Source organism: Acinetobacter sp. NigerLNRRAM0016 (assembly GCF_054112845.1).
The window spans coordinates 24,620-41,117 of the sequence record NZ_JBSYVT010000011.1 but is presented as its reverse complement, the minus strand read 5'-3'; the positions used below and the strand labels follow the sequence as shown (position 1 = coordinate 41,117).

At 41.5% G+C, this 16,498-nt stretch carries 15 protein-coding genes; 7 read left to right on the top strand and 8 right to left on the bottom strand.

The annotated features are described in order from the left end of the window. Positions 1-36: 36 nt before the first annotated feature. Positions 37-723, bottom strand: a complete 687-nt coding sequence (gene lolD, locus ACWQ4X_RS09045) for a lipoprotein-releasing ABC transporter ATP-binding protein LolD (RefSeq protein ID WP_457903400.1) — start codon at positions 721-723, stop codon at positions 37-39. Then, on the bottom strand, positions 716-1,951 hold the full coding sequence (locus ACWQ4X_RS09040) for a lipoprotein-releasing ABC transporter permease subunit (protein ID WP_142769185.1): 1,236 nt from the start codon (positions 1,949-1,951) through the stop codon (positions 716-718). The genes lolD and ACWQ4X_RS09040 overlap by 8 nt, the downstream gene beginning before the upstream one ends. 25 nt (positions 1,952-1,976) lie before the next feature. Here ACWQ4X_RS09040 and ACWQ4X_RS09035 point away from each other — a divergent pair, with 25 nt between their 5' ends. Further along, positions 1,977-2,546: a PilZ domain-containing protein gene (locus tag ACWQ4X_RS09035; protein ID WP_457903399.1), complete on the top strand. Its 570-nt coding sequence runs from the start codon at positions 1,977-1,979 to the stop codon at positions 2,544-2,546. Positions 2,547-2,555: 9 nt separating this feature from the next. Here ACWQ4X_RS09035 and ACWQ4X_RS09030 read toward each other — a convergent pair whose 3' ends face one another. Together ACWQ4X_RS09030 and ACWQ4X_RS09025 are read right to left on the bottom strand one after the other, a co-directional pair. After that, the gene (locus tag ACWQ4X_RS09030; protein ID WP_457903398.1) at positions 2,556-3,467 is read right to left on the bottom strand and encodes a DMT family transporter; all 912 of its coding nucleotides are present in this window, start codon (positions 3,465-3,467) and stop codon (positions 2,556-2,558) included. 12 nt (positions 3,468-3,479) lie between these two features. Continuing rightward, the gene (locus tag ACWQ4X_RS09025) at positions 3,480-3,950 is read right to left on the bottom strand and encodes a YaiI/YqxD family protein (RefSeq protein WP_100241081.1); all 471 of its coding nucleotides are present in this window, start codon (positions 3,948-3,950) and stop codon (positions 3,480-3,482) included. Positions 3,951-4,245: 295 nt separating this feature from the next. Between ACWQ4X_RS09025 and ACWQ4X_RS09020 the strand changes: the two genes are divergently transcribed. Both ACWQ4X_RS09020 and ACWQ4X_RS09015 read left to right on the top strand, forming a co-directional pair. After that, on the top strand, positions 4,246-5,175 hold the full coding sequence (locus ACWQ4X_RS09020) for a hypothetical protein (protein WP_100240986.1): 930 nt from the start codon (positions 4,246-4,248) through the stop codon (positions 5,173-5,175). 420 nt (positions 5,176-5,595) lie between these two features. Then, complete coding sequence (locus tag ACWQ4X_RS09015) at positions 5,596-5,736, top strand: hypothetical protein (RefSeq protein WP_171334037.1); 141 nt, start codon at positions 5,596-5,598, stop codon at positions 5,734-5,736. A 56-nt stretch (positions 5,737-5,792) separates the two neighbouring features. Here the strand turns inward: ACWQ4X_RS09015 and serC are convergent, their stop codons facing one another. Together serC and ACWQ4X_RS09005 are read right to left on the bottom strand one after the other, a co-directional pair. Then, complete coding sequence (gene serC / locus ACWQ4X_RS09010) at positions 5,793-6,872, bottom strand: 3-phosphoserine/phosphohydroxythreonine transaminase (protein WP_457903397.1); 1,080 nt, start codon at positions 6,870-6,872, stop codon at positions 5,793-5,795. A 121-nt stretch (positions 6,873-6,993) separates the two neighbouring features. Further along, the gene (locus ACWQ4X_RS09005; protein ID WP_457903396.1) at positions 6,994-7,638 is read right to left on the bottom strand and encodes a hypothetical protein; all 645 of its coding nucleotides are present in this window, start codon (positions 7,636-7,638) and stop codon (positions 6,994-6,996) included. A gap of 196 nt (positions 7,639-7,834) precedes the next feature. On the opposite strand from ACWQ4X_RS09005, the gene ACWQ4X_RS09000 reads away from it, so the two are divergent. The 4 genes from ACWQ4X_RS09000 to ACWQ4X_RS08985 are packed head-to-tail and all read left to right on the top strand — an operon-like array spanning position 7,835 to position 12,737. Beyond that, positions 7,835-9,340 carry a TolC family protein gene (locus tag ACWQ4X_RS09000; protein ID WP_457903395.1) on the top strand — a complete coding sequence of 502 codons (1,506 nt, stop codon included), beginning with the start codon at positions 7,835-7,837 and terminating at the stop codon, positions 9,338-9,340. A gap of 18 nt (positions 9,341-9,358) precedes the next feature. Further along, entirely contained in the window at positions 9,359-10,516 is a 1,158-nt protein-coding gene (locus ACWQ4X_RS08995) for an HlyD family secretion protein (RefSeq protein ID WP_457903394.1), read from the top strand. Further along, positions 10,516-11,646, top strand: a complete 1,131-nt coding sequence (locus tag ACWQ4X_RS08990) for an ABC transporter permease (protein ID WP_457903393.1) — start codon at positions 10,516-10,518, stop codon at positions 11,644-11,646. The genes ACWQ4X_RS08995 and ACWQ4X_RS08990 overlap by 1 nt, the downstream gene beginning before the upstream one ends. Beyond that, complete coding sequence (locus ACWQ4X_RS08985) at positions 11,643-12,737, top strand: ABC transporter permease (RefSeq protein ID WP_457903392.1); 1,095 nt, start codon at positions 11,643-11,645, stop codon at positions 12,735-12,737. The genes ACWQ4X_RS08990 and ACWQ4X_RS08985 overlap by 4 nt, the downstream gene beginning before the upstream one ends. Positions 12,738-12,825: 88 nt before the next feature. Here the strand turns inward: ACWQ4X_RS08985 and ACWQ4X_RS08980 are convergent, their stop codons facing one another. Further along, on the bottom strand, positions 12,826-13,269 hold the full coding sequence (locus ACWQ4X_RS08980) for a DUF3887 domain-containing protein (RefSeq protein WP_457903391.1): 444 nt from the start codon (positions 13,267-13,269) through the stop codon (positions 12,826-12,828). A 182-nt stretch (positions 13,270-13,451) separates the two neighbouring features. Next, the gene (gene gyrA / locus ACWQ4X_RS08975; RefSeq protein WP_457903390.1) at positions 13,452-16,433 is read right to left on the bottom strand and encodes a DNA gyrase subunit A; all 2,982 of its coding nucleotides are present in this window, start codon (positions 16,431-16,433) and stop codon (positions 13,452-13,454) included. Positions 16,434-16,498: the final 65 nt, after the last annotated feature.

The window sequence follows — 16,498 nt, the reverse complement described above, 5'->3', positions numbered from 1 at the left end:
GAAGTGGGCTTCAAGAGAAACTAGATAATTCGTTTTTTATTCGGACTCAGCCCAAATACCATCCTGCATATGTAAGACTGAATCTGCCGTTTGAGCCAGTTGCTCGTCATGCGTGACGATCAACATCGCCATGTTAAATTCTTGACGTAAATCACTCAGTAATTCAAAAATTTTAACTGCTGTTTTACGATCCAAATTTCCTGTCGGCTCATCTGCCATCATTAAGGCAGGTTTAGCCACTAAAGCACGTGCGAGCGCCACGCGCTGACGCTCACCACCAGACAATTCACCTGGTTTATGCGTTAAACGATGTGACAACCCAACGCGATTCAGCAAATACTCCGCCTGCGCTTTGACATCCTTATAGTTAGTGCCTTCACGTAACATAAGTGGCATTGCTACATTTTCCAGAGCTGTAAACTCAGGCAGAAGATGATGAAACTGGTAAACAAAACCTAAATGTTGATTGCGTAAATAGCCGCGCTCGGCTTCGCCCATATGATCGAAGCGCTGACCATTCAGCCAGACTTGCCCTTCAGTTGGACGATCCAAGCCGCCCAACACATGCAACAAAGTACTTTTACCTGAACCACTCGAACCGACAATTGAAACGAACTCACCCGCATGAACTTTTAAGGACAACCCCTTAATCACTTCAACCGTAGATTTACCATCAGTAAAATATTTCACCACATTTTTGGCTTCTAATACCACGTTACTCATAACGCAAAGCCTCCGCAGGTTGAATTTTGGCAGCACGCAATGCTGGGTAAATGGTCGCCAAGAAACTTAAGATTAAAGATAAGCTGACAATAATCACCACATCTTGCCATCTTAAATAAGAAGGTAAGTAGTTAATAAAATAGGCATCAAATAAATGCAGACCTAAGGCCGTATTCACCCAGTCAATAAAACCACTAATCCCCGTCGCGAAAATAATACCCAATACCGCACCCGCAACCGTACCAATCACCCCAATCACGGTACCCTGTACCATAAAAATTTTGGTAATTGTGGCTGGTGAAGCTCCCAAGGTTCTTAGAATTGCAATGTCTGCCTTTTTATCGGTCACCACCATCACCAGTGAAGATACGATATTAAACGCTGCAACCAAGACAATCAGGAACAGTAATAGACTCACCATTGCCTTTTCCATCTGAATGGCACTGAACAAATTACCATGCGTGTAGGTCCAGTCAGAAGCGTAATAGTTACCCGGCAATTCGCGCACAATATCATTACTCACTTGCGGTGCAGCAAAAATATTATCCAGTTTTAAGCGGATCCCTTGTGCACCATCAGGTAAGCGAAGCAAGGTCGAAGCATCGTTTAGGGCGATATAACCCATCATGGAGTCAACTTCCGCACCAATACTGAAAATACCGACAATTTTAAAGCGCTTGAAACGCGGCACCACACCCGCAGGTGACGGTGTTGCTTCAGGTAAGACCAAAGTCACATTATCATTTAGACCTAAGCCCAATGCATCTGTTAACTGTTTCCCTAAAACAATGCCAAATTCACCTTTCTTTAACTGATCAATGTTACCTTCGACCATGTGGTCTTGAATAATCGAGACTTTTTTCTCGTATTCTGGTTCAATACCTGTCACCATAACACCAGAAACTTGGCCATGCGCAGTAATCATGCCTTGTAATTGAGTAAATGGCGCGACACCTTTAACATGCTCATGCTGTTCAACTTTTTTTGCAAGTTCAGGCCAATCTGTTAAAATTTGTGTTGATGAAACAGTGGCTTGAGGTATCATGCCCAAAACTCGGTTTTTCAGTTCGCGATCGAATCCGTTCATCACAGATAATACTGTAATGAGCACAGCGACACCCAAGGTGAGACCGATCATGGAAACCAGAGCAATAAAAGAAATAAAGTGGTTGCTACGCCGTGCGCGAGTATATCTTAACCCGATGTACAGCGAGATTGGTTTAAACATACCATCTAGTCCGAGGTAATACATTATGGAAAATTTACAGCATCAAAGCGCCTCAGCGGAACGTCGCGTTATGTCACGTATCGATGCTGCCTTGCGAATTAATTATCAGATTATTTCTGATGATGTTGCTCTTAATGATCCTTACGATCCAAATTTTGTCTTGCCCCGCTATTTTCTACTACTCGCAGAATTAGATCAATTTGATCTGGCTTTAAACTACGAATTAGAACAATTAACTGAAAAAGATCAACAAATTGCTCGAATATTATCCTTATTCAACCAAAAATTAAACCTGATTACCGGTTCATTATACGACGCAATTGTACAATCCATGTTACCTGTACCTGAACATGTCAATTTTTCTGAGAGTGGGTTCAGTTTTCACAGCGATCGTGAAATTCAAGAAGGTACCTATATTCATGTGACCTTGAGCCATCCTGAGAACTTCTTCCATATTGCTGCAACTGCACAGGTGGTGTATAGCCGCACTGAAGGTAAAGGGAAATTCCGTACAGGTGCCTATTTCATCACCCTGCATCCACAAGATCGCGTCAAACTGGCAGAGTGTGTCAGCTTCGAACAAGCGAAGGACTAATTTTAAAAACTATTTGGAATACTTTAATTTTAAAGCGAGTGCTCGGCTCGCTTTTAAATCTCGATAAAAATAGACAAATAAGCCAAACAATAAAATGCCTGCCCCGACAAAGACCATCAAAGACAGCATTTCCTGATTCAGCACCGCCCCAATTAACATGGCTAAAATCGGTGTCATCACTGTAGTTAAAGAGATGGTGGTCGGTTGTAAGTTTTGCACCAGTTTAAAGTAGCAGAACATGGCGATCAGCGATGCCATTACCACGGTATACAGCAATGCCAATATCGATTTCATTTGTGGCATCTGTGTTGGGGCATACTGCCAAATAAAGGGAATGAGACAGGCAGCCACAATACTTGAAATCATGATCGAACCCGTGGCTTGCGCAATCGGATTAATCGGTGCATTGACTTTTTTCACCCAAAACATCGACAAGGCATAAATAAATACACTGAGCAGCATCAACAGAATGCCCGTAGGATGTACGTGTTGTTGACTGCCTGTGAAACAGATAATCGCTAACCCCGTGACTGAAATAGACATGCCAAGCCATTGCAAGCGATGCAAATGCTGCTGAAAAGCAAAACGTCCAATTAATCCCGCCATAATCGGTGCTAGACCAAACATCAGGGCAATCATGCCTGAAGATAAATATCGCGTTGCCAAATAGGTAAAGATTTGCGAGCCAATAAAACTTGCAGCCCCTGCCAGATAACTTTGTAAACTGATCCGATCAAATGGCAAACGGACTTTCAGCAAATAAACGAGCCCCAAAGCCAAAGGCAAGGCGATAAAAAATCGCAATACCAACGCCCACATTAAATGAATATCTGAAACACTCCACACAATCGCTAAAGGCGTGGTTGCCCAAATGAACACCAATAAGGCATAGGTGGACATCAAATTGGCTTGGGAAGGCATAGTCAATTCCAATTAAACACTGGTTTTACGTTTCTGTTTTTGAATAGTCTGATCGAGGCTGCTCGAAAATTCACGCTTATCACGTTCAGAAATCGGCGGCGGACCGCCAGTCTGTACCCCTGCTCCACGCAAGGTATCCATAAAATCACGCAAATGTAGACGGGCTTTGACATTGGCAGTGGTATAAATTTCACCGCGCGGATGAATCGCAATCCCACCTTTCTCAATCACTTGAGCTGCTAAAGGAATATCCTGTGTCACCACAATGTCATTGGCTTGCATACGCGTGACAATTTCCTGATCGGCAGCATCTGCACCACTCATGACTTGAATTGAATTAATGCGGACTGAAGGTGTGATTCCCACGTTTTGATTGGCAACAAAAGTGACTTCTAACTGATAACGATCTGAAGCACGTAAAATCACTTCACGTAAAATTTTTGGTAATGCATCGGCATCTACCCAAAGTTTAAATGGCAGCACACGCACCTACGGCATGAAAAAAGTGCTAGCAGTGTAGCAAAAACTCAAGCATTACTCTGCTGTTGATTTGAAATATACTTGAAAAGTATAGTTTTATTCCAATTCAAGCATCATCATTGAATGCACCCAATCCCCCACTTTTATCCTCACAAATCTATAACACGCCTTGCAAGTTGAATCCTCAATCTCAGTGTAGTTTAAATTTTTATCCTTAATTTCATTCAGATAGACTTGAAATATTAAAATCACCCTCGATTTAATAGATTAAAGCCACTGAACATTCAAAATTGTGCTTATGAAAAATCAAAACAGACCTGAAATGATCACGATTGAAGATCAAAATTTCGGCAGCCATATTGAGCATTGGAATCTGCTGACAGAAAATCCAACTTCTGAAGTTCCCAAATGGTTAGGTCTGGCACTTGATGCACCCATTATGCCAATGGGACTTTGCCGTGAAGAATGTGAAATGGATGCCTCTGTATGGCTCATTCAAGGTCCGAGCAAAGAAAAAGTCCAACTTTGCCAAGTAATTGCTGTTGAAAACAATAAGCCCAAAGCCGTAAAAACGGCCTTTCCGAGTTTTGAAAGCCCGTATAAAGTCAAAGCCTCAATTGAACGGATTATTTCCTGTAAATCCAACACCCAAGCCGTACTGCGCTTAAATTTGGGTGAAAACAGTATTGTTTATGCATTTGATAGCTTATATAGCGTCAATCATGATCAATATCAAAAAGATCAAACCTATCTAGTTCAATTGAATGCATGGGCATATGAACTTGAAGCAGTTTCAGAACACGAACAATTGGTGGTAGATGATCCTGCTTCTATCAAACATCACCGTGCCTTGAATGATATTCTGGCGGCGAATGATGGGATTGCACCCGCGAACTTGCAAGAACAAATTGATGCTTGGGAACCCAAGTGTGAAGATGATAAAGCCCCTGTCACCGTCGATTTTTCCAAGATGGTTGCCTATCTGTATGGCGAAAAAATGGGACAAGAAGACGAAGCCTGGTTCCAAGGCAATATTGTCGGCAAAACCAGCCTAGAATTTATGGGACAGGAATATACGCTTTATGATGTGACGCTCATTCATGATGAAAATCAGGAAGCAACCCTGATTCGCATTGCCACCAAAGATGAACAATATAAGCACTTTAATATTGGTCAATACATTCGCGGCAACATTTGGGTTCAAGCCAGTATCCATTCCAAAAATTAAATCCTTCTAGATTTATTCGGCACTGATAACGGGATGTAGCACACTTTAGAGGTGTGTCTTACATCCCGTTTCTGCTTGAGAAGGATTTAAAAATCAATGCGACCATATTATTGTGTATATTTTATCCACAGATTTTTATATTAATACGATTTTTAAATTCAAATTAAAATAGCTTATCCACAGTTTTAAATTTATTTAAGACAAAAATCCATAATCTATAAAAACATGAATATAAACATAACTTTATTATAATATCGCGAATATTGAATACTTATTGATATTCTGTTTTGAGGATTAAAAATAGATTTATGATTATTTTTTAATCAAAATCAATTAGTACTTTATTTAGTCAATTTTTTATGCTTATAATATGAGCAAGCAATAGGATTTAACGATAATATAGATCGGAATGAAATATCTATGAAAATCGTACAAGAAGAAAATTTACAGCGGGTTGAAACTCAACTTGAACAGCGCTTTCAATTAGACGTCATGTCGTGCCTTTTCTTTGTATTCGGCATGATGACCTCAGCGTATATCCTGCACCAGTTTATTCTTTAATTTCACCCTAAAAAGAAAAAACCCATCTTATTCAGATGGGTTTTTGCATTTTGGAATTATCCATTGCGTTTAGCAAAGTCATCCATAAAGTGAACCAATGCTTGCACACCTTCTAATGGTACAGCGTTATAAATACTTGCACGCATACCACCCACAGAACGGTGACCCGCTAAATTCAACAAATGGTTCTCTTCAGCTTCTTTCAAGAACAATTTTTCAAGATCTGGATTTGCCAAAGTGAATGGGACATTCATAATTGAGCGATTCGCTTCAGCAATCGGGTTTGTATAGAAGTCACTTGAATCAATATAACCATAAAGCAACTTGGCTTTTTGCAAGTTCACTTGATGCATGGCATCTACACCACCATTTTCAAGTAACCATTCAAATACTAAACCTGACAAATACCATGCATAAGTTGACGGCGTGTTGACCATCGAATCATTTTTAGCTTGAGCAGAATATTTCAACAAACTTGGAATTTCTGGTTTCGCTTGATCCAATAAATCATCACGAATAATGACCAAGGTTAAACCTGCTGGACCAATATTCTTTTGCGCACCCGCATAAATTAAACCAAATTTAGAAACATCTAATGGCGCAGATAAAATGCTTGATGAAAAGTCACAGACCAAAGGTTTATCTGTTTCAGGAATACCGGCAAACTGTAAACCACCAATGGTTTCATTGTCTGCATAATGGACATACGCTGCATCGGCAGATAAATTCCACTCGCTTTGTGCAGTAATCGCGAGTTTGCCATCAATTTTAGTACCCGCTTCGATGACATTAATGTCGCCATAGCGCTGCGCTTCTTGCAACGCTTTTTCAGACCAAATCCCCGTATGGATATAGTCTGCTTTGTTGTTTTTGCCTAACAGGTTTAACGGAATTGCAGAAAATTGTAATGATGCCCCACCCTGTAAAAATAACACTTTGTAGTTTTCAGGAATATTCATGAGCTTACGTAAGTCAGCTTCTGCCTTTTCTGCAACCGCAACATAGTCTTTGCTACGGTGGCTCATTTCCATAATGGACAGCCCTTTGCCATGCCAATCCAACAGCTCTTGTTGAGCTTTTTCTAAAACGGCAGTAGGTAATGCAGCAGGACCAGCACAGAAATTGTACGCGCGCATGTTTTTTTCCTTTCAGAGGTGAAACACAATAAAATGATGGCATTTAATCATATCTTGCTCAGGCTTGCAGTAAATTATCCTGAAAATATTTCAATGCTATCGGGTATTTAAAGTCAAAACATCAATAAAGATCGGTTCGTTTTTTGGGTTGAATGGCTTTAATGAATGATTCACCTGCGACTAAGTAACTGACTATGCGTACAATTAAAGCAGGAATTACTACAATGGCATGAATCAATAATGCCAAAAGTACATAAATAACAAATTCGAGATAACGGTACAAATGAATTGTTTTTATGGAATCATCGCCAAGATGTCGCTGCTTCAAATCATTAAGATTGCTCTCGCCATGCGCTTGAATCCACTGTCGTGTTGTCAGCGCATATAAATTACGACTATACACGCCACGTTGAAAAGCCATCCACATACGTTTAGGTTTTAAGAAAAATCCTGTAGAAAGCGCAATTAAGTTCATGATGCCCAGTATGGGATGATTGAACATGGAACCTGTACCTAGCTCCCAAGCACTGACTTCGCCTTCACCAATTCTTCCAACGCTATAACCCGTTAAAATATGATGTAAGTCATGATATTTAAGATACTTATGCCGAACCTGAATATTCGGTAAAGGCACCAGCAAACAACCATTATAAACATTCACCGTGCATGGCTCTTGCTCGATTTGAATGGGTGTAAAACCATTCTGTTGATAAAATAAATCTAATGCCTGATGAATACTCATCTGATCGGATGGAATTGAAGACATGGATGTGATTTGGGGGACATATTGAGTCATCAGTATTTTTATCTGTGTAATTATTTAAAAGTATAAATTTATCGTATTATAACTTTACAGAAAAACGAGTCCAGCCTCGGAAAAATGCGAAATGTAAACGCACTCGTTTACACCGATAAAATGAAGATCTGTATAATTCATGACAACGATAATGCGAGCTTGATGAATGTCACAGCGTTTTCAATTAAAACCAAGAAAATTAACGCTTACTATGAAACCTATTTTCCCGAGTCTTATTTCTTTATGTTCGAGTGTGGGCTTGATATTGCCCTGTTATGCTCAATCGATCAGCTACAGTGAAGCTGAACAAAGCATCCTGACACAATCTTATAGCACACAAGCCGCCCAAGCTTTGCAGCAATCAGCACAATTGCAAGCCGAGGCCGTCAAAGGGCTAGGTCTACCACGCGTGGATTTGAATGTGCGTGCCTATGCCTTTCATAATGAAATCGATGTACCGCTTAATTCACTCAAAAACAATTTGGATAATACCTTGACTCAAGGCGTAAATAACCAAATTGATCAATGGCAAAATACGAGTGGCATCCCCAGTGGTGTGACTGACAGTTTAAAAGATGGTGTCGGCAACGTCATTGATCGTGGGATTGGGCTGATTCCCAATGAAGCGACTTTAAATTTGGATGATCAGGTGGTGCGTCCTACCGTTTCGGTCTTCATGCCAATTTATACTGGCGGACTGACCTCAAGTGCCAAACAAATGGCACAGATACAGTCGGAACGTAGTGTCATTAATAATAAACAACAACAAGATCTACAACGCTTTGAAATTATTCAAGCCTATTTCAATACCCAACTGCAACAGCAATTATTAGCATCAAGCCGTTTTAATTTTCAGGCGATGCAAAACCATTATCAAAATGCGCTCAAACTGGAACAACAAGGTTTTATTAGCAAAGGACAACGCATGCAGTTTGAGGTTGCAAAAAACAATGCAGATCGCGTTATGCAAAATGCTCAAGCCAATTTACGCGCCAGCTTGTTCCAATTGAATAATTTATTGCAAAGCAGCCAAGTCACCGAATTAAGCACGCCACTTTTTGTGAATACCGCGCACAGCCAATCAATTAATCAATTATTAGCCAGTTATCCTGAGCAATCCTCTTTAGTGCAAAAACTGCAAAAAGATACTGAACTAGCCAAGGTCAAAGTCAAAGCAGAATCCGCTGCGGAAAAACCCACAGTCTTTGCCTTTGGTGAATACAGTTTAGATGAACATCAAAATTGGATTGTCGGCGTTGCTGCACGGTACAATCTATTTTCTGGCATCGACAAACAGAAAAATGTGCAAGCTGCGGAACTACAGCGCTACGCCTTAGAATTAACCACGCAACGCACTAAACAAGAAATTGAAAATGTGATTTATAAATCATATAGCGAACTTGAAACTGCGCAGCAAAGTCATGTTTTACTGCAACAAAACATGCAAGCAGCACAGGAAAACTTACGCATTCAAACCCTGTCCTTTAAAGAGGATATGGGCACCGCCACCCAAGTGATTGATGCGCAAAATACCATGACTGCACTCAGATCTGAAATGGCACTGAATGCCTATAAATATGTGATGTCCTTAGCCACCTTGTTGCAAAGTCACGGCAGCATTGCCGAGTTTCAAAGCTACGTCAATCAAAAAAATACGCAATATATTCGTTAACTTTAATGGGGAAATCACATGACTCAAGATCAAACACCACCTGATCAAGAACCAAAAGCCTCCTCATTAGAGGAGCCACATACAGAACAAGCTACACCCGAGACTTCGGACGTTGGAAGTACAATCGCACCAGAAACTGAGAGCACAGAATCAGTAAATGGTTTACCACCCTCCGAACCTGAAACATCAAAGCCTAAAATCGTGAAAATACTGGTGACGATTTTGATCATTCTGCTACTGGGATTGATTGCTTTTGGCTTATGGAAAAGCTATCAACCGAAGCTGGTCGAAATCCAAGGACGCGTGGAAGCCGAAACCATTCATGTCAGTACCAAAATTCCAAGCCGAATAGAAGAATTGTATGTGCATGACGGACAAAAAGTTAAAAAAGGTCAGCCGCTGATTCGCCTATATAGCCCAGAAATTGATGCGAAAAAACAACAAACCCTTGCCAGTTTACAATCTGCTCTCGCTTTGCAGTCAACTGCAGATCGGGGCTCACAGCAAGAGAACATTGATACCTTATATGCCAACTGGCAAGCCATGAAAGCCCAACAAGTTTTGGCTGAAACCACCTATCAACGTGGAGCAAAACTGTTTCAAGAGGGTGTCATTTCTCGCCAGCGCCGCGATGAAATGCAGGCAGCAGCGCAATCCGCTGCTCAACTGACGGAAGCGGCTTACCAACAATATGCACGCAGCAAACGTGGCAGCACCGCCGAACAAAAATCGACTGCGGATGCGCAAGTTGAAATTGCCAAAGCCGCAGTTGCCGAAGCCAATGCTCTAGAGGCCGAAACCAAATTATTTTCACCGGTCGATGGTACCATTTCTAAAACCTACGGCAAAGTCTCGGAACTGGTCGCGATGGGCGTTCCAGTGATGAGTATTATTTTAGATGATGAGATGTGGGTCAGCCTGAATGTGCGTGAAGACCAATATGCTCAAGTGTATCAAGCCAAAACCCTTGAAGGTTTTATTCCTGCCTTAAATAAAACGGCGCAATTTAAAATTAAAAGCATTGATGCTGAAGGTGAATTTGCCACCATCAAAACCACTCGTCAAACAGGTGGATATGATATTCGTAGTTTCAAATTGCATTTGACTCCAAGCGCGCCAATTGCTGACCTGAAAGTCGGAATGAGCGTGTTATTTAAAGTCAAAGAGCAATCCTGATGAGGGCTGGTCTTTGGCGTGAGCTGCGCTATTTAACGACGCATAAGTGGGACTTGTGCTTGGTGACACTCGCCCCGCTATTCGTAATTGTGCTGTTTAGCTGCATGTTTGCTCAAGGTAAACCTGAACATTTACCCATTGCGATTATTGATCAGGATCAAAGTAGCCTGAGTAGTAATATCGAGAAATATTTAGCCAACAATCAAAGCTTGTCGATTTACACCATCACACCTGATGTTAATCATGCCGAACGACTGCTCAATGAAACCAAAATTTGGGGCTATGTCCTGATTCCAGCAGGTGCGGAACAGCGACTGGTACAAGCCAAAGATGCTGAAATCGCTCTTTCATATAATCAAAGCTATTTTAGTGTCGGCAATTCGATTTCCTCTGCAATGCTCAGCAGTACCTTACAAGCTATGGCAGATTATTTAGGACAAAATTATTTAGAAAATAATCTGCCTTATTTAGAACTCCCCACACCGAATGTGAAAATTTCACCGCTCTATAACCCCAGTTTAAGTTATGAATTTTATTTAGAGCCTTTTGTGGTTCCCGCAGTTTTGCATTTGCTGTTGTGTTGTTGCGTCGCATTTGCAGTCGGTCAGGAGTTTCAATTTCATCAGGTACAGAACTGGCTGGGTGAGCAAAAAATTTGGGCTGCATTACTCAGTAAAATTTTGCTTTATGTCCTGATTTTTAGTGTCTGGACATGGCTGTGGATGTCCTGGCTTATTGAGGTGAGAGGCTGGTTCGTCGCAGGTCAACTGTGGTTGCTGCTATTCGCGCAATTTCTTTTTTATCTTGCCTACGCACTGCTCAGTGCCACTGTTGTTTTGGCTACCCAAAGTTTAGCCAAAACATTTGGCTTTTTGGCGGTATATGGCGGCTCATCTTTAAGTTTTGCAGGAGTGACTTTACCGTTAAATAATGCCCCCGTCTTTACCAAATTCTGGGCAAATATTATTCCCTACACGCCTTATGCCAAACTGCAAACTGAACAATGGGTGGTAGGTACTCCTATACAACAATCGCTGACTCCCCTACTGATTTTATTCGTCTATTGTGTGCTGTATGGGCTGACTGCTTATGCCATGCTGAAGCGACGTGCCCGAGAGGTACCAGCATGAAAAGATTTCAAGAATTTTTATACTATTATGCCAAAACCTTTCGTGACATTGCCAAAAATAGCTCGATTTTAACCACGATGATTTTGTCGGTATTGTTTTATAGCTTTTTCTATCCGACAGCCTACAAAGCCCAACATGCCGAAGCACTCCCGATTGTGATTGTGGATGAAGAACAAAGCACACTGACGGCCAGTATTATCAACGCGACGAGCAACAGCCCAAACATTCAAGTGCGTGCCGTCACGGGAAATTTTGCTGAAGCAGAAGCATTAGTCAAACAACAACGCGCTGATGGTATTTTGCTCTTGCCTGAAAATCTATCCAATAGTCTTCATCGCGGCGAAGTGGGTGGTGTTGGCTTATACTTAAGTGCAGCCTATTTTTTAAGAACCAAGCAGATTGGATTAGGCTTAGCGACCTCCATCGAAAATACATTAGCAGAACGTGCTGAGAAATTTGGACAGGTCTCACATTTTTCACCTGTGCTTTCGATTCATCAAATTCCTTTATTTAATACCCTTTCAGGTTATGGCAGTTATATTTTCCCTGCTATTGCACCATTAATTATTCATCAAACCATTGTTTTGGGCTTGTGCATGTTGGTCGCAGGTTATCGTAATACAGGTTGGCGAACGCAAAAAACTGAATTTTGGGGCTTATTTGCTGCAGTGCTGAGCATTGGTTGCTTAGGCTGCTTCTATTTATTCGGTTTTACTTTCTGGCTTTATGATTATCCTCGTGGAGGAAACTTCACTGGAATGCTCCTTGCGGTGCCAATCTATATCAGCTGTGTAATCGGGTTTAGTCTGGTTTTAGCCTCCTATTTGGATCTTCCTGAACGTGCAGGACATCTGATTGTTTTTACCTCGATTCCGCTGTTTTTACTTTCAGGTGCTGCATGGCCACATGCCGCAATGCCTGAATGGATGCAGTACTTAGGTTTAGCGTTACCCTCCACCCAAGGGATTCAAATGTTTATTCAACTCAATCAAATGGGAGTACCGACCTCCATGGTCGTACCGAAACTCATTTATTTGACGACCTTCGCTTCTGTTTTTTTGATGTGGGGTTATAGACGCTTAAAAAATTAAAGATATAAAATTAATCCAAATTTTATATCTATAATTGCGATTCAACTTAAAATCATCACGTGGCATCAGTAAACTCTAATACCTCTGCTTAATTGGTTGAGGCACCGAAAACTTTGACATCAAATTTACGAATTTTGTCGCTGCCTCCAGCCTGATCAAAGCCAACATCGTATTGAACTAAGTTCTTATTACCATAAGCATATTCATAACTCACCAAATACAGGCTGGGTTTGTCGCTTGATTTTTCAATGTATTTCGCTGCAATTTTCTTGTTAGTGATTTCTTGCTGTGGAATCGATTTAGCAAATTTCCGCATCTCATGTTCATGCACAATAAAATCTGCTTTTAATTCTGGTTCAAAATAAGTATAAAGCCGTTCAAAATCTGTAGATTTAAACGCAGCATAAGCTTGTTCTGCCGCTTGCTCCTGTGCTGCACTCGGATTTGGTAGTGCATCTTGTGCATTCTGACCCATTTTATCGCAACCCGCTAAAGCAAGCACACTGCTTAAAATCAGAGCTTTTACTTTCATTTTCAACCTTTACTCTCAGTTCATTGCCACAGTATATAAAAAATAAGCTGAATATATTAAGTTCGTTACAAAGCTCAATGAGATCTTCACTTCATAGTCGAATATGCAAGTAATCAGCACCTCTTCATTTTCAAAATAAAGAAAAGGACGCCTAAGCGTCCTTTTTCGATTTGGATTTACACTTATTCTTCTTCAGACTCGTTCAAATCTGATTCATTTTCAGTGTCATCTACAATCGTTTCTTCATCAACTAAGGTTTCATTCTCCATTGCTGATTCAACAGACTCAACAGTTTCGATTTCATCTTCTTCGACAGCATCAATCGCTTCTACACCCACCAATGTTTCATCATCACCTAAACGGATCAGACGCACACCTTGAGCATTACGACCTGTTTGTGCAACTTCTGAAGCACGTGTGCGCACTAAAGTACCACCATCAGAAATCAACATGAGCTCTTTGGTTTCATCAATCGCAACTGCACCCACCAACTCACCATTACGCTCCGAGGTCTTAATGGCAATCACGCCTTTACCACCACGTTTCTTGGTTGGGAAGTCATCTACTGGAGTACGTTTACCATAACCATTCGCAGAAGCACACAGCACTTCACCTGTTTCAGGTACAACAACTAAAGAGACTATACGGCTAATGAAGTTTGCATCAGTTGCATCGTCTTCATCTGACTCAACTTCTTCTGCTTCATCTTGAGCCGAGCCCATAGTGACACGCATACCACGCACACCTTTGGCTGAACGACCCATTGCACGCACATCAGTTTCAGCAAAACGAATCGCCTTACCTTCATTCGAGAACAACATAATTTGCTGTTCGCCATCGGTAATCGCAACACCAATCAAGGTATCTTCTTCGTTCAGCTCAATCGCACGTAAACCGTTAGAACGGACATTACTGAACTGTTCTAGTTCGACACGTTTCACAGTACCTGAAGCCGTTGCCATAAACACAAAGAAATTCTTACGTAGGTTTTCAGTCATTTCTGCAAATTCAGCGACAATTTCATCGTCCAAATCAATTGCAGAAAGTTCTACACCTAACTCTTTCAGCTGCTTACGCAATGCATCTGATAATTCATCAGCATCTTCTGCCAAACCATCAAACGACGCTTTTAAAGGCTCATAGTGGGCTTCGATCACGCTGTTTTCACGCAATTTCACCACATTGGCACGTACAAAAGCTTTAAAGTCCGCTAAACGGTCTTTAAATTTCTTCGGTGCATCAATCACAGGTAAAATTGCGGTGATGGTTTCATCTGCTTCGAGTGGCAACAAGTTCACCATTGGGCGACCTTTCGCACCACGTGACGCTTGTGGTACTTCAAACACTTTTAAGCGATACACTTTACCCACATTGGTAAAGCATAAAACGGTCGCATGGTTCGACGTCACAATCAGATGCTGAATGTAGTCATCTTCTTTCATCGATGTTGCAGATTTACCACGTCCACCACGACGCTGCGCCGCATAGTCAGACAATGGTTGCGTTTTTGCATAACCCGTTTGCGAAACTGTTAATACTACTTGCTCTTCAGGAATTAAATCTTCACGGCAGAAATCAATACGTGATTCTACAATTTCAGTACGTCGTGCATCGCCATATTGCTGAAGAATTAAAGCCAGCTCTTCTTTAATGACATTCATCAATAAATTGAAATCATTCAGAATTGCCGTTAACTCAGCAATTTGACCTAGAATTTCGGTATATTCAGCGTGAAGCTTGTCTTGCTCTAGGCCTGTTAAGCGGTGCAAACGTAATTCTAAAATCGCACCCACTTGTGTCGGAGACAAACGGTAAACTGAACCATCTAAACCAAATGGACGATTTGGATCTTCGCCTTCAATGACTTCTGGACGTACAGAAACTGAGCCTGCTTTTTCCAACAATGCAACCACACCACCCGCTGACCATTCACCTGCTTGTAAACGTTCACGCGCTTCAGCTGGATTGGCAGAAGTTTTGATGGTTTCGATGATGGCATCGATATTGGCTAAGGCAACGGTTAAACCTTCCAAGATATGACCACGTTCACGTGCTTTGCGCAATTCGAACATGGTACGGCGTGTTACCACTTCTTGACGGTGACGAATAAATGCCGCAATGATATCTTTTAGATTCATTAACTTCGGCTGTCCGTTGTCCAGACACACCATGTTAATGCTGAAAGAGTTCTCAAGCTGTGTATTCAAGAACAGGTTGTTGACCACAACTTCTGCATTTTCACCACGTTTTAAATCAATGGCGATACGCATCCCTTCTTTATCAGATTCGTCGCGTAGTTCAGAAATACCTTCAAGTTTCTTTTCTTTCACCAATTCAGCGATACGCTCAATGGTTTTCGCTTTGTTGACTTGATATGGAATTTCAGTGAAGACAATCGTGGTACGACCGGTTTTTTCATCTTCTTCAAAATGGTATTTACCACGAAGATGTAAACGACCTTTACCGGTACGGTAAGCATCTACAATGCCTGATTTACCGTAAATAATGCCGCCTGTCGGGAAGTCTGGGCCCGAAATATGCTGCATTAAACCTTCAATCGTGATGTTCGGGTTTTCAGCATAAGCCAAGCAGGCATTCACAACTTCGGTCATGTTGTGCGGCGCCATGTTGGTCGCCATACCCACAGCAATACCCGTGGTGCCGTTAATCAACAAGTTTGGAATACGCGTCGGCATCACTTGCGGAATGCGTTCAGAACCGTCGTAGTTGTCTTCCCAATCCACGGTATCTTTTTCTAGATCCGCTAAAATTTCATGGGTCAGCTTTTGCATACGGACTTCGGTATAACGCATTGCTGCCGCGCTATCGCCATCGACAGAACCGAAGTTACCTTGACCATCTACAAGCATATAACGCAAACTAAAATCCTGCGCCATACGAACAATCGTTTCATAAACAGCAAAATCACCATGTGGGTGATATTTACCGATTACGTCACCGACAACACGGGCAGACTTTTTGTATGCTTTGTTGTAGTCATTACCCAATTCGTGCATTGCATAAAGCACACGACGATGAACAGGTTTTAGACCATCTCGTACATCCGGTAAAGCGCGCGATACAATCACGCTCATTGCATAATCCAAATACGAGTGCTTGAGTTCATCCTCAATGGCAATCGGTCTAATTTCCGATACGCTCATGCATACTCCTTGTTATACAAGCAAAGCAGGAATTCTGCCCGCATTTATATATCTTAAATCTTGCA

What these genes read in the sequence shown, in the direction of transcription:
- lolD (WP_457903400.1), bottom strand. Translation starts at nt 723, where the DNA reads ATGAGTAACGTGGTATTAGAAGCCAAAAATGTGGTGAAATATTTTACT.
- ACWQ4X_RS09040 (WP_142769185.1), bottom strand. Translation starts at nt 1,951, where the DNA reads ATGTTTAAACCAATCTCGCTGTACATCGGGTTAAGATATACTCGCGCA.
- ACWQ4X_RS09035 (WP_457903399.1), top strand. Translation starts at nt 1,977, where the DNA reads ATGGAAAATTTACAGCATCAAAGCGCCTCAGCGGAACGTCGCGTTATG.
- ACWQ4X_RS09030 (WP_457903398.1), bottom strand. Translation starts at nt 3,467, where the DNA reads ATGCCTTCCCAAGCCAATTTGATGTCCACCTATGCCTTATTGGTGTTC.
- ACWQ4X_RS09020 (WP_100240986.1), top strand. Translation starts at nt 4,246, where the DNA reads ATGAAAAATCAAAACAGACCTGAAATGATCACGATTGAAGATCAAAAT.
- ACWQ4X_RS09015 (WP_171334037.1), top strand. Translation starts at nt 5,596, where the DNA reads ATGAAAATCGTACAAGAAGAAAATTTACAGCGGGTTGAAACTCAACTT.
- serC (WP_457903397.1), bottom strand. Translation starts at nt 6,872, where the DNA reads ATGCGCGCGTACAATTTCTGTGCTGGTCCTGCTGCATTACCTACTGCC.
- ACWQ4X_RS09005 (WP_457903396.1), bottom strand. Translation starts at nt 7,638, where the DNA reads ATGTCTTCAATTCCATCCGATCAGATGAGTATTCATCAGGCATTAGAT.
- ACWQ4X_RS09000 (WP_457903395.1), top strand. Translation starts at nt 7,835, where the DNA reads ATGTCACAGCGTTTTCAATTAAAACCAAGAAAATTAACGCTTACTATG.
- ACWQ4X_RS08995 (WP_457903394.1), top strand. Translation starts at nt 9,359, where the DNA reads ATGACTCAAGATCAAACACCACCTGATCAAGAACCAAAAGCCTCCTCA.
- ACWQ4X_RS08990 (WP_457903393.1), top strand. Translation starts at nt 10,516, where the DNA reads ATGAGGGCTGGTCTTTGGCGTGAGCTGCGCTATTTAACGACGCATAAG.
- ACWQ4X_RS08985 (WP_457903392.1), top strand. Translation starts at nt 11,643, where the DNA reads ATGAAAAGATTTCAAGAATTTTTATACTATTATGCCAAAACCTTTCGT.
- ACWQ4X_RS08980 (WP_457903391.1), bottom strand. Translation starts at nt 13,269, where the DNA reads ATGAAAGTAAAAGCTCTGATTTTAAGCAGTGTGCTTGCTTTAGCGGGT.
- gyrA (WP_457903390.1), bottom strand. Translation starts at nt 16,433, where the DNA reads ATGAGCGTATCGGAAATTAGACCGATTGCCATTGAGGATGAACTCAAG.